General features: G+C 66.9%; 14 protein-coding genes. 9 read left to right on the forward strand and 5 right to left on the reverse strand.

All coding sequences use genetic code 11. From position 1 onward, the window contains the following. The first annotated feature begins 68 nt into the window (after positions 1–68). The 5 genes from ASD10_RS04605 (at position 69) to ASD10_RS04625 (ending at position 4,105) form a co-directional block, all read left to right on the forward strand. Positions 69–506, forward strand: a complete 438-nt coding sequence (locus ASD10_RS04605) for an RpiB/LacA/LacB family sugar-phosphate isomerase (RefSeq protein WP_056605314.1) — start codon at positions 69–71, stop codon at positions 504–506. Continuing rightward, positions 503–1,360, forward strand: a complete 858-nt coding sequence (locus ASD10_RS04610) for a transketolase (protein WP_056605317.1) — start codon at positions 503–505, stop codon at positions 1,358–1,360. Before ASD10_RS04605 ends, ASD10_RS04610 begins: the two co-directional genes overlap by 4 nt. Beyond that, positions 1,357–2,316, forward strand: a complete 960-nt coding sequence (locus ASD10_RS04615) for a transketolase family protein (protein ID WP_056605319.1) — start codon at positions 1,357–1,359, stop codon at positions 2,314–2,316. The genes ASD10_RS04610 and ASD10_RS04615 overlap by 4 nt, the downstream gene beginning before the upstream one ends. Positions 2,317–2,347: 31 nt before the next feature. Continuing rightward, entirely contained in the window at positions 2,348–3,250 is a 903-nt protein-coding gene (pdxS, locus tag ASD10_RS04620) for a pyridoxal 5'-phosphate synthase lyase subunit PdxS (protein ID WP_056605323.1), read from the forward strand. A 114-nt stretch (positions 3,251–3,364) separates the two neighbouring features. After that, positions 3,365–4,105, forward strand: coding sequence for an SDR family NAD(P)-dependent oxidoreductase (locus tag ASD10_RS04625; protein WP_082556253.1), 741 nt, complete (start codon positions 3,365–3,367; stop codon positions 4,103–4,105). A gap of 42 nt (positions 4,106–4,147) precedes the next feature. On the opposite strand, the gene ASD10_RS04630 is transcribed toward ASD10_RS04625, so the two are convergent. Continuing rightward, positions 4,148–5,077, reverse strand: a complete 930-nt coding sequence (locus ASD10_RS04630) for a LysR family transcriptional regulator (protein ID WP_056605329.1) — start codon at positions 5,075–5,077, stop codon at positions 4,148–4,150. Between the two features lie 93 nt (positions 5,078–5,170). Here ASD10_RS04630 and ASD10_RS04635 point away from each other — a divergent pair, with 93 nt between their 5' ends. After that, positions 5,171–5,476: a hypothetical protein gene (locus ASD10_RS04635; protein ID WP_056605332.1), complete on the forward strand. Its 306-nt coding sequence runs from the start codon at positions 5,171–5,173 to the stop codon at positions 5,474–5,476. Between the two features lie 159 nt (positions 5,477–5,635). Continuing rightward, positions 5,636–6,241 carry a hypothetical protein gene (locus tag ASD10_RS04640; RefSeq protein WP_056605335.1) on the forward strand — a complete coding sequence of 202 codons (606 nt, stop codon included), beginning with the start codon at positions 5,636–5,638 and terminating at the stop codon, positions 6,239–6,241. Positions 6,242–6,382: 141 nt separating this feature from the next. On the opposite strand, the gene ASD10_RS04645 is transcribed toward ASD10_RS04640, so the two are convergent. Continuing rightward, positions 6,383–6,766, reverse strand: a complete 384-nt coding sequence (locus ASD10_RS04645) for a helix-turn-helix transcriptional regulator (RefSeq protein ID WP_157432457.1) — start codon at positions 6,764–6,766, stop codon at positions 6,383–6,385. 377 nt (positions 6,767–7,143) lie between these two features. On the opposite strand from ASD10_RS04645, the gene ASD10_RS18280 reads away from it, so the two are divergent. Then, positions 7,144–7,986, forward strand: coding sequence for a DNA N-6-adenine-methyltransferase (locus tag ASD10_RS18280; RefSeq protein ID WP_082556019.1), 843 nt, complete (start codon positions 7,144–7,146; stop codon positions 7,984–7,986). Between the two features lie 140 nt (positions 7,987–8,126). On the opposite strand, the gene ASD10_RS04655 is transcribed toward ASD10_RS18280, so the two are convergent. From ASD10_RS04655 to ASD10_RS04665, 3 genes are read right to left on the reverse strand one after another with little or no spacing between them, the layout of a single operon-like run. Continuing rightward, positions 8,127–9,083 (reverse strand): enoyl-CoA hydratase/isomerase family protein, encoded by a 957-nt coding sequence (locus ASD10_RS04655; protein WP_056605341.1) that lies wholly within the window; start codon positions 9,081–9,083, stop codon positions 8,127–8,129. Between the two features lie 10 nt (positions 9,084–9,093). Continuing rightward, a complete protein-coding gene (locus ASD10_RS04660; RefSeq protein WP_056605344.1) occupies positions 9,094–9,888 on the reverse strand; it encodes an SDR family oxidoreductase in 795 nt (264 codons plus the stop codon). A 12-nt stretch (positions 9,889–9,900) separates the two neighbouring features. Beyond that, complete coding sequence (locus ASD10_RS04665; protein WP_056605347.1) at positions 9,901–10,833, reverse strand: alpha/beta hydrolase; 933 nt, start codon at positions 10,831–10,833, stop codon at positions 9,901–9,903. Positions 10,834–10,922: 89 nt separating this feature from the next. Between ASD10_RS04665 and ASD10_RS04670 the strand changes: the two genes are divergently transcribed. Then, positions 10,923–11,462, forward strand: coding sequence for a TetR/AcrR family transcriptional regulator (locus ASD10_RS04670; protein WP_056605351.1), 540 nt, complete (start codon positions 10,923–10,925; stop codon positions 11,460–11,462). Positions 11,463–12,169: the final 707 nt, after the last annotated feature.

Below are 12,169 nucleotides of genomic sequence, written 5' to 3' on the forward strand. Positions count from 1 at the left end.
ACGTGTCGTCCTCCGTGCACGTCACGCAGAGGCCCCGCCTCACCAACACTGCACAGAACAGGAACGTCATGCTCATCGGACTCGGCTGCGACCCGAACGCGCAAGACCTCAAGCAGACCCTCGCCGACTACGCGGTCGAGCTCGGCCACGAGGTCAAGGACTTCGGCTCAGATGATCCGCTGTACTCCAACACGGCCGTCCGCGTCGCCGAGAGCGTCGTAAGAGGAGACATCGATCGCGCCGTCGTCCTGTGCGGGACGGGCATCGGCGTCTCCATCGCGTCGAACAAGGTCAAGGGCGCCTACTGTGCACTGGTCACTGACGCCTACCAGGCAGAGCGCGCCCAGCTCAGCAACAACGCCAACATGATCGCCCTGGGCTCCCAGGTGACGGGTGTGGAGTCCGCGAAGCGCATCCTGGCGACCTACTTGGGCGCGACGTATGTCGAGTCACCGCGCAGTGCGCCCAAGCTGGCCGAGATGTACAAGTACGAGGTCTCCACGTGAGGAGGCTGGCGCCGCAGGATCTCCGGATTGAAGCCGAGGAGGCCCGTCTACTCATCCTCAGGATGCTGAGGGGCGGACGCTCCGGTCACGTCGGCGGGGCTCTGTCGTGCGTCGACATCTTGACGACGCTCTACTTCGACGAGATGGACATCGACCCGCTCGAACCCACTCGACCGGACCGCGACCGGTTCATCCTGTCGGCCGGGCACAAGGCCCTCGCGCAGTACGCAGTGCTGGCCCGACGGGGCTACTTCCCGGAGCCGTGGGTTGACACCTACTCCGACCTCGGCAGTCGTCTCGCGGGGCACCCGGACATGCACAAGCTGCCTGGTGTCGAGGCGAACACCGGCGCCCTGGGCCACGGGCTCTCGATCGCTTGCGGCATCGCACTCGGCCTCAGGCTGCAGGAACGCCGCAGCAGGGTGTTCGTGGTGCTGGGCGATGGGGAGCTCCCGGAAGGGTCCAACTGGGAAGGCGCGGCGATGGCCGCGCACCACCAGCTCGGCAACGTGGTGGCGTTCGTCGACGTCAACGACCTGCAGATCAGCGGACGCACCGCGGACGTCATGAACATGGAGCCGATCGCCGACAAGTTCGCAGCCTTCGGGTGGAAGGTCCGCACCATCGACGGCAACGACGTCGAGCAGATCCAGGGTGTTCTCGCCGAGGTGGACCGTGACTCGAGCAGCCCCACGGCGGTCGTTGCGAAGACGACGAAGGCGAAGGGTGTCAGTATCTTGGAGGACACCGCAGCTTCTCACTACTGGAAACCTGCTGCGGCTGAGATGGCTGAGGCCGAGGCGGAGATCCGCGCGCGCATTCAGCTACTCAGCCTTCAGGCGGTCGCCCGATGACCGCCGCACCTGAGCTCGTCGACCCTCGCAAGACGTTTGGCCAGGCGGTCACCGAGTTCGCGGCAGACGACTCTCGTGTGGTCGTGCTGTCCGCCGACAGCGGAGTGTCCTCCGGTTTCGGTACGTTTCGTGACCGGTTCCCGGGGCGCTACATGGAGTTCGGCATCCAGGAGCACGGCGCCACCGGCGTCGCCTCAGGTCTGGCGACCACCGGACTTGTCCCGGTCTTCGCCGCCATCGCGGCGTTCGTGACGAACCGCAACTACGAAGCCTTCCGCAACGACGTCGCGTACATGGGCCAGAACGTCAAGATCGTCGGGCGAAACGGCGGGATGACGTACTCCGACCTCGGGCCGACCCACTACTCGCTCGAGGACTACGCCATCATCCGGATGCTCCCCGGCGTGGTGGTCCTTTCCCCGCAAGACCCCGGAGAGATCAGGGCAGCCGCCAGGGCCATGCTCACACACGAGGGCCCCGTCTACATGCGCATAGGTGGGCCCGCGATCCCGAACCTGTTTGCCGAAGGCCCCTTCGTCATCGGCAAGGGACGGGTTCACCGCTCGGGCGACTACGCCACGGTGGTCAGCACCGGGCCTGCGACGGCAAACACCATCACGGCGGTCGACGCGCTGCGAGCAGAAGGGCTGACGGTCGATCTGCTCTGCATGCCGACCGTTGAGCCGGTGGACTCCGAGCTCATCATCGAGTCTGCGACGCGCACCGGCCACGTGATCACGGTCGAGGAGCACTACGACCGGGGCGGTCTTTCCGCGGCGGTTTCAGAGTGCCTCGGGCCGCTCAGGGTGCGGCACGACGCGATTGGGTTGCCGCACCAGCACGTGATCACGGGAACTTACGAAGGGCTCCTAGCCACGTACGGACTGGATGCCCAGGGTCTCACTCGCCAGTTGCGTGACATCGTGGCGGCCGGACAGCCTGCGTCAACTAGGTAGCTATGCGCCAACATTCTGTGAGGACACCGCAGTGACCAACGAAGCAACGTCAGTCGGCACCGGTACGTCACGCGTGAAGCGCGGCATGGCCGAGATGCTCAAGGGCGGCGTGATCATGGATGTCGTGAACGCCGAGCAGGCGCGGATCGCCGAGGACGCCGGTGCGGTGGCTGTCATGGCGCTCGAGCGGGTTCCGGCCGACATCCGCTCGCAGGGCGGCGTGGCGCGCATGTCCGACCCCGACCTGATCGACGGCATCGTGGCCGAGGTCTCGATCCCGGTGATGGCCAAGGCCCGCATCGGCCACTTCGTCGAGGCGCAGGTGCTGCAGAGTCTGGGCGTCGACTACATCGACGAGTCCGAGGTGCTGACCCCGGCCGACTACGTCAACCACATCGACAAGTGGAACTTCACCGTCCCGTTCGTCTGCGGTGCCACGCACTTGGGCGAGGCGCTGCGTCGCATCACCGAGGGCGCGGCGATGATCCGCTCCAAGGGCGAGGCCGGCACGGGCGACGTGTCGAACGCGACGGGTCACATGCGTAAGATCGGTGGCGAGATCCGCCGCCTGCAGTCGCTGTCCGAGGACGAGCTGTACGTCGCGGCCAAGGAGCTGCAGGCCCCGTACGACCTGGTCAAGGAGGTCGCCGAGGCGGGCAAGTTGCCCGTGGTGCTGTTCACGGCCGGCGGCATCGCGACCCCGGCCGACGCGGCGATGATGATGCAGCTGGGCGCCGAGGGCGTGTTCGTCGGCTCGGGCATCTTCAAGTCCGGCAACCCGGCCGAGCGCGCGGCCGCGGTCGTCAAGGCCACGACGTTCTACGACGACCCCGACGTGATCGCCAAGGTCTCGCGCGGTCTGGGCGAGGCGATGGTCGGCATCAACGTCGACGACATCCCCGAGCCCCACAGGTTGGCCGAGCGCGGCTGGTGATCGGCGGACCACTCCCGACGCACCTGGACCGTGGGTAGCGTCCTGGTCAGGGTGGTAGGGACGCGCTGGCCCGTGGAGGTGGTCAAGCCCAGACGAGGGAAGTGAAGTGGAGTGGTGAGTAGACGAGCAGCAGTCGTGACTGGGTCGACTTCCGGCATCGGCGAAGCCATTGCCCGTCGCCTGGTCAGCGATGGCCTGGACGTGCTTGTCACCGGGCGCGACCAAACGCGCGGGCAAGAAGTCGTTCGTGCCCTCGGCGCTCGCAGCATGTTCGTTCCGTTCGATCTGACTGAGGACGGTGCGGCCGATGCGCTGGCAGACGCAGCGATCGACAAGTTCGGCCGCCTCGACGTCCTGGTCAACAACGCCGCACTGGACCACACGGACGACCTTCTCGCTGTTTCGGTGGCAGATGTCAGAAAGGTCTTCGAGGTCAACAGCATCTCCGCGATCGCCGTCCTCCAACAGTGCGCGCAACGGATGGACCGCGGTGGATCCGTCGTCAATGTGACATCACGTCTGGCGTCCATCGGTGTGCCGTCGATGGCCGTGTACTCGGCAACGAAGGGGGCGCTCAAGGCTTTGACGACGGCGGCGGCGGTAGAGCTCGCGCCGCGCGGCATCAGGGTCAACGCCGTCGCGCCGGGCATGACACGAACGCCGCTGTACGAGGCATGGTTGCGCGATCAACCTGACCCAGCGCACAGCGAACGCGAGGTGCTCGAAGCGATCCCCATGGCGCGTCTGGCAATGCCTTCCGACGTCGCAGCAGCCGTCAGCTTCTTGGCACCTGACGAGGCGGCCTACATCACCGGCGCCTCCATTCCCGTAGACGGCGGGTACACGGCGCAGTAAGTGGCGGCGCGGGGCAGCTCGACCGGTCAGGGGGCAGCCAGTTCAGTCGACCTGGGTACTGCGGCCCTCAAGGTCGACGGTAGCGACGGCCTCGTGGATCAGCTCTCGCGCCGCCCTGACCATCGCATCGTTGGTGCGCTTCTTGGTACTCCGCATGACGATGCGGCGAGTGCCCAACCCGTGCAGGTCAAGAACATCGACGCCCTCCGGCACGGCCTCGCCGAGGGCCAAGGCGGGCACGAGAGCCATGCCCTCTCCGGCTGCCACGAGCGCGAGCGCGGTCGTTGTCTCGTAGTACCGGTGCAAGGTTTCTGGCGCCGAGCCGCTGCCACGCCGCAGCCTGCTTGACGCGGCAGAACTTGCCGACGTCTCGTCGACCCCGAGCCAGGGCACAGCCAGGCGGTCGAGGTCGATGCCGTCGTCTCGAAGGACGGTTCCGGCCGGCACGACAAGCCGCCACGGCTCGTCCAGCAGGGGTTCCTCGATCACTCCTGGGGGAAGGTCCGGTGGGTCGCCGGAGGCGTCTAGCTCCACGACCAGGACGTCGAGCTCTCCGCGGCGCAGGAGCTTGCTGAGCTGCGGCAGGTCGTCTTCGACGAGCCCCACCCGGATGTGCGGGAACCTGGCCCTCCAGTCAGCCAGGCTCGGCACGAGAACGGAGCGCAGGAAGCTGGTGAATGCCCCGATGCGCATCGTCCCATCGGGTCCGGCGGGCCGGTCAACAGCGAGCAGTGCGGCCGCCATGACGCGTTCGATGTCCTCGGCAGCTTGGGCCATCGTGAGGCCCGCCGACGTCAGGGTCGTCCCACGCGTGGTCCTGTGAACCAGCGCTTGGCCAACCTCTAGCTCCAGCTTGGTCAGCTGCTGGGAGATGGCTGACGGCGATACCCGGAGCTCGTCGGCAGCCGCAACGACTCCGCCGTTGCGAGCGACTGCGAGCAACGCGCCAAGCCGTTTTGGGTCCACGTCCATGTGAAGCAATGCTAACCGTCATCTAAACCAGAGTGCAATTGTGCTGAAGTCGTCGGGTCGGCAGAATTGGTCGGGACACGAAGGAAGAGGGAGATGACTGCCGCACTGCTCGGCTGGCTGGGGACGGCCGGCACACTCGCCGCTTACGGTCTGCTGTGGCGTGGACGTCTGACGTCAACCTCGCGGAGGTACGCCCTCCTCAACCTCGTTGGAGGGTTGCTGGCGGGAACTGCGAGCGGGCTGTATGGCGCCTGGCCGAGTGCTGCTTCCAACTTCATCTGGGCCGCGCTGGGCCTGCACTCGATGTTGGCCCGGGGTGTCGGTGTGGGTGGCGGCGAGTTCGACAAGGCCACCGCCGACGAGGCTGTTCAACGGGGCTCTCTCGCATCCGTCGCCTAACGTCGCCGACCGGTATGCATGCCGTCGCTGTAGGTCAGTGCCCCCGGGAGTGGTCCGCGAGAACCCCGTCAGCAAGCGATCGGGTGCCGAAGAACGCTCACGTTGCGGGAGTCCCACGGCTATGGTGACCATCAGTCACCATCCGTCGCAGGAGTACCCGTGAAGCGCACCGCCACCCGCACCATCATCGGCGTCACGACCGCCATCCTCATTCTCGCGACCACCCCCGCCCACGCCGGCGCCCGCACCTTCGCCGACACGGTCGGCGACACCAGTCAGGACGGCATCGCGGACATCTCCACGGTGAAGGTCGCCAACACGAAGAAGAGCACGACCGTCACTGTCCGCATCCCTCACGAACAGCCGGAGATGCGCGCCATCGGCGCGACCCGCATCTACCTGGACACCGACCGTAAGAAGTCCGGACCCGAGTACCTGTGGTTCGTGTCCTACCCCGGCGAGGCGTACTTCGTACCAGTCAACAAGGGCACGGAGCAGCACTCCAAGGTCTGGTACAACGTCGCCAAGGCCACCAAGTGCGCTAAGACAGTCCGCGAGACGTTCTCCCCGTCCGACGGCGTCTTCGGCATCAAGATCAAGCACAAGAAGGGCTGCCTGGGCAACCCCAAGTCCGTGCGCGTCAACATCCGCACAACCGTGTTTAGCCACTTCGACGAGGACGACTACGAGCAGACGACGTACCCCTCGCCCGAGAACGACTACTACCCGAGCCACTCCGGGTACACGCGCTCCGTCAAGCGCTAACCGCTAGAGCCGCCGCAGCAGGAGCCGCCGGGTCATCCGACGAGTTCAGCGAGCGTAGAGGGACTCGCCACGCTTGCCCAACCCTGCCCCACGGCTTGCCGGCCGGCTGTCACGGTCGATGACTGCCGCTTGGAAGGGCCGCTAGGGCTGACGCACACGGTCCAGATCCATGGTCTCGTCGCACCATTCCGTCAGGGCCAAGACCGTTGCGGCGGACGGTGATCGGTCTCCTCGGGTCATCTCCAGCAGTGTGTCCGGTCGAACACCTATCTCCCGAGCCACCGACGACAGGGTCCGTCCCCGGTCGCTGACCATGAACGGCAGCTCGTACAGGGGAGGGGAGTCGATGTTGCCGATCCGTAGCTTGTGACCGAGAGCCTCCGCGAGAGCCTCTATCGTGTTCCAACGCGGCCAGCAGCTGCCAGTCAGCGCATCTGACGTCACCCCCAGCGACAAGCCAGCTGCCTTCGCAAGCTGGCGCATCGTCATGCCCTGGAAGCGGCGCTGCAGGTCCATGTTGCGCATCAAGTACCGGTAGTTCTCAACTGCCCAGTGGTCATCCTCGGCCTGGGCAGAAGGCCGCTCCTGCAGCGTCCACCGCCACGTCCCGTCGGCGTGCCTGGTCCCGCGGGGCGCAGCCCACGTGCCCGGTTCGCCACCAACATGACGGACCATTTCCACCCGCCATTTCAGTGCCAAAAAAGTTGTACCGGAAAACCGAGTGTACGTGGTTTGGTGCGCACGGTCGCCATCGCACCCCGCAGAGACACCTCAACGGGGTGCGGCGACTGCCACCCGGCAGGACGCCCCAGCACCGCCGCAGAGGAGCCACAGGCTCCCACGGCGAGAGCTGCCCTATGGCCACCGCGGCGCATGGGAGCAAGCGCCCTCAAGGACGACCCATGTCTACTCGTACCGCTCTGTACTCCTCGGCCACCGACAACTGGCCCACCCCGCAAGACTTCTACGACCGCCTCGACGCCGAGTTCAACTTCGCGCTCGACGTCTGCTCCTCCAAGGCCAACCACAAGGCGCCCGTGTTCTACGCCCTCGACCACGACAACCCCAACTTCCGCGACGGACTTGCCGGGGACTGGGCCGCCGACGCCGCAGGCCAGACCATCTGGTGCAACCCGCCCTACGGCCGAGGCATCCGAGCCTGGATGGAAGCCGCGCTCCACGCCGCTCAGACCGGCGGCGCCACGGTCGTCTGCCTGGTGCCGGTCCGAGCCGACTCGGCCTGGTGGCACGACCTCGTCCTGTCTACCGGCGCCGAAGTTCGCTACGTCCGCGGCCGCCTCAAGTTCGGAGACGCTAAGAACAGCGCTGCGTTTAGCTCGGCAGTCGTCATCTACCGGCCCACCGACGTCATCGGTGCCGCCGGCCCCGTCCACACCGTCCCGAACAAGCTCCCGGCACCGGCACCGGCGCCGGTCACCGACCTCGACGAAAACAGCTCTGCCGTCCCGAGTCCAACCGTCCTCCACGTCAGCCTCCCGGTGGCTGGCACGAGCACACCACGCCGGTGCGACGCTCCTGCCGCAGCAGGCGGGTCGTCACAGAGTCCTGCGGCGGACGGCCGCGACGTTCATGCTGCCTCGGTGCAGTTGTCAGTGGAAGCTTGGTTCCGGATCAGGGAGGCGGCCGCCATCCGTGCACGGCTGCTCGCCGGCGCCGACCCTCTGGGCGTGCGTGGCGGAAGGCGTGGCGCGACCACAGTCGAGGCTCAGCTGTCACGCACCTAGGCGCACGCCGCCCCGCAAGCTCGCCGTGACTCCGTTCTAAAGGCTGCTGGCGCCTGGGTAGCTCGTGTTCCGCTGGCGTGCCGGCGGCTGTCGGATGAGCCAGGTCGAGCGGTACGGGACGAGGTCGTGCTCGCGTGCGCTCAGTCGGAGAACTCGGTGACGGTTCCTTCGATGAGCTGGGGCAGGAGGTCGGTGACGAAGGAGTCCATGGCGTCCGGTTCAGTGCCGGCAGCTACGACGGCGGCCGCGTAGGAAGCCATCGCCCGCTGCGAGGAGGTAGTAGACGCGGACGCGAGGAAGCCGGACCGCTCGATGTGCAGGCCATGTTCTAGGGGGAGCGAACCGCCCTCGTGGACGGCTCTCTTGATGGCCTTGACTGCTGTCGGCGAGCGGCGAGCCAGACGGGCCGCCACTGCTTGGGCCTCGGCCAGCAGGTCCTGCTTGGGCAGCAGTCGGTTGACCAGGCCCATCTCGAGCGCCTGATGCGGGGTGATGGGGGCGCCTTCCAGGCACAGCTCAAGGGCGCGACCCGCGCCGACGACCCGGGTCAGCATCTGCGTCCCACCACCGCCCGGGATCAGGCCGAGCAGGACTTCGGGTTGCCCGATGCCGTGCTCGCCGTCGGCCATCAGCCGGATGTCCGCGGACAGCGAGAACTCGCACCCGCCACCTAGAGCCCGCCCGTTGATTGCGGCAACGACGACGAGGCTGGACTGTCGCATCAGGGCGCACACGGCATGGAACCGTCGCAGGTCGGCCACACCTCCTGCTCCCATGCGGGCCAGGGCAGTCGCTCCTCCGGGCAGTTGGTCGGCTACCTGGCTGGCGCGCAGGGCGGCGCTGGCTGTGCGGGGGGTGAGTGTGACGGGAGCCGCCTGGGCGCTGGCCAGGATCTCCGCGACGTCGAAGTGGCTGACGAAGACGTTCTCCATCGCACTGGTGATGACGACCGCGCCGATCTCGGGGTCGTCATCGAGGGACATGAGCAGTTCGTGGAGCTCGGTCATCAGGGCGGTGGTGAGGAAGTTGAACGGCGGGTTGTCGAACCAGATGGTCTGGACGCGTCCAGTTCGTTCGGTCTTCAGCAGGGATGTCATGGCGTGCCTCTCAGTGTGCGAGCGGATTGAGGTTCTTGCCCATCAGGTACTGGGCGCGGAACGGCACGGGACGCATCGCGTGCGACAGGACCTTGTTGATCGCGCCGGGGACGCACACCGGCTTGCCCGCGTTCACGGCTGCCCATCCGGTCTGCGCGACGTCGTTGGCGTCCTGCCACAGGGCGGCGGGCAGTTTGGAGGCGGCGTCCCGGCTACCCATGGCGTCGTGGAACTCGCTGCGGGTGAAGCCGGGGCACAGGGCGGTGACGTGTATGCCGTGGGGCTTCAGCTCCATGTCGAGTGCCTGGGACATGTTCAGGACGTAGCTCTTGATGCCGGTGTACAGCAGGCTCTCGCCGGGCGGTGCGAAGGCGGCCAGCGAGGAGACGTTCACGATCCGGCCCCACGCGCGGCTCTTCATGCCCGGGACGAAGAGGTGGGACAGCTCGGTCACGGCGGTCACCATCACCTGGATCTCACCGGCCAGCGATTCCCAGGAGGTGTCGGCGAAGGTGTCGTTGCCCGACAGGCCGGCGTTGTTGATGAGCACGTCGACAGCCAGACCACGCTCGGCCGCGAAAGCCGCGATCGCCTTCGGTGCAGCGGGGTCGCCGAGGTCTGCGGGAAAGACCTCGCAGCGGATCCCGTGGGCGGTGGTCAGCTCCTGGGCCAGCTCGTCTAACCGTTGCTTGCGTCGGGCGACCAGCACGAGGTCGAGCCCGTCGGCGGCGAGGGTTCGGGCGAACGCGGCACCGATGCCAGCGGAGGCGCCGGTGATGAGGGCGGTGCGGGTGGTGGTGCTCATGGTTCTCCTTCGTCAGGCGGGGATCGGGGCGACGTTGCGAGTGAGGAACTCGAGCTGGTCGGCGACGACGGTCTCGAACAGCGGGTCGACGTAGGGGTCGAAGTGACCGCCCTCGTAGACCTTGACCGTGGAACGGGGGATCTTCGCGGCGGCGGCCTCTGCGACCGGGCGGGGCGTGATGGTGTCGTGCGTGACGATCTGGACGAGGGCAGGGCACTGGATGCGGGCGGCCCACCGCTTTGGCGAGTAGGTGCCGATGCTCAGGGCGATGCGCGCGGCAACCGTCTGCGGGTAGTCACCGTCGGTCAGGCCGGACTCACGGATGAGGGCGAGCATGCCCGGGCGGGCGTCCGGCGACGTCATCATTCCGACGCGGCCAGGATCGTTGACGCTGTCGACCAGCATGGGAGCGCGGCCCAGCCACGATCCCACTAGGTCGACGACTCCGAGCACCGAGACCTTCAGGGCCGCCTTCAACCCGGTTGACCGGACGGCCGCGGGTCCGCTGACGTGAGGAACCTGCGCGACGATCGCGGCGAGGGGCTCACCCTGTCCCGCCAAGGAGATGACGTGGCCGCCGGCGAACGACGTCCCCCAAGCCACGACCTTGCGCGGGTCGACATCGTCCAGTGCTCGGGCGTAGGCCAGGGCGGCGCGCCAGTCCTCGTGCTGCCTGCGAATGCTCAGCACCTGGCGCGGTTCACCCTCGCTGTCACCGAAGCCGCGGTAGTCGAAGACCACCACGACGTAGCCGGCCGCCGCGAAACGTTCGGCGTAGGCGTACAGCCGCAGCGCCCGCACCGAGCCGAACCCATGCGCCATCACCACCACGGGGCATGCGCTGCCCCCGGTTGTCGGCCGGTAGACGCGAGCTGCGCAGCGTACGCCGTGGGAGGAAAATGACTCCTCAACGAACGTGTACGTGACGTCGGGTGTCGCAGTCATCTGTCGTCTCCTTCAAGGCGCGTCTACTTTCTTGAATGCTGATCAAGAAGCTACGTCCATCTTGATCGACGTGCAAGATAGAGTGACGTGTGCCTCGAAACCGCCGACCTCGCGACCGCGAGGAGAAGTCTGCGGAGATCGTCGCGGCCGCAGCGACACTGTTCACCGATGTCGGCTTCGAGAAGACGTCCCTCGTCAGCGTCGCGAAGGCTGCCGGGGTCACGACCACCACGATCTACTGGTACTTCGACAGTAAGGAAGCCCTGCTGGTCGCGGTCCTGGACCATCTCCTCGCCGAGGCGCTGGCCGGCATCGACGAGCAGGCCGAGGCGCTTTTGCTCGACCGTCTGCTCTGGGTCGTGGACAAGCTCGAGCAGCACGCGAAGCTCGTCACGACCGTCCACGCGCTGGCCACAACCTCACCGGTCGTCGAGGAATGGCACGACGGCTTCCACGCGCTGACCAACGACATCCTCGCCGACGGCCTCAGGCAGTCAGGCGTCGCGGAGTCGGCCGTCCAGCCCAAGACCCGCCTCGGGGTCTTCGCCATCGAGGGCCTGCTGATGCACCCGCTGCCCGTGGCAGAGCGTCAGGCCGTACTCCGCTTAGTAGTGGACCCGGCCAGTTGAGATGGGAAGGGCCCCGGCTGCAGACCGGGTCCCTTCGGGGTGTCGCACTCTTTGCTTCTCACGAGGTGATCCACGGCAACCGTGGCTGTGCCGTCGTGAGCAGTGGTGGCGCTCTGGCGATGACAGAGCGCCCGGGCCCCGCGCCGTCGAGCATCCCGCTTGACGAAGCTGGCGCTGGGTCTCGTGGTGGTGGCCAGGATCGGCGGGTCAGTACGGGTCGTCTCGGGGTGTGTTGGGGTTGGGGTGGCATGGCCGCAGTCGGTCGGCGGGGAACCATCTGTGGACAACGGGTGTCCCGTCCTGGGTGTCGTCAGCGAAGACGACCAGTGCTTCCCAGTGCTTGCCGGTGAGCTTCCAGTTGATGATGAAGCCTTGCCACGGGCGGGCGTACCGGTAGTCGGTCCGGCGGACTAGGACGTGCCGTGTGGGTTGGTAGGGCGGCCAGGTGTCGCGTCGCGATCGGTTCATGCCCACCCACTCAGGGTAGAACAGGCGTTCGATCAACAGGTGTGAGTAAGCCTGTGGAAAGTCAGGTCAAGAGATGTCCGGCAGGTCGGTGACGGTCCCGTCGGGGTGGTACTCGCGGAGGTGCCCGCGGTCGTCGACTGCGACGTGTCTGACGGCCTTCGGTGGTGACGTGAGGTCCCATTTGGTGGTGGTGGTGGCGGCATGGGCGAGGTGCTGGCGAGCTTCCCGACCATGCCGCC

It is taken from the genome of Aeromicrobium sp. Root472D3 (genome assembly GCF_001426485.1).
Classification (GTDB): domain Bacteria; phylum Actinomycetota; class Actinomycetes; order Propionibacteriales; family Nocardioidaceae; genus Aeromicrobium.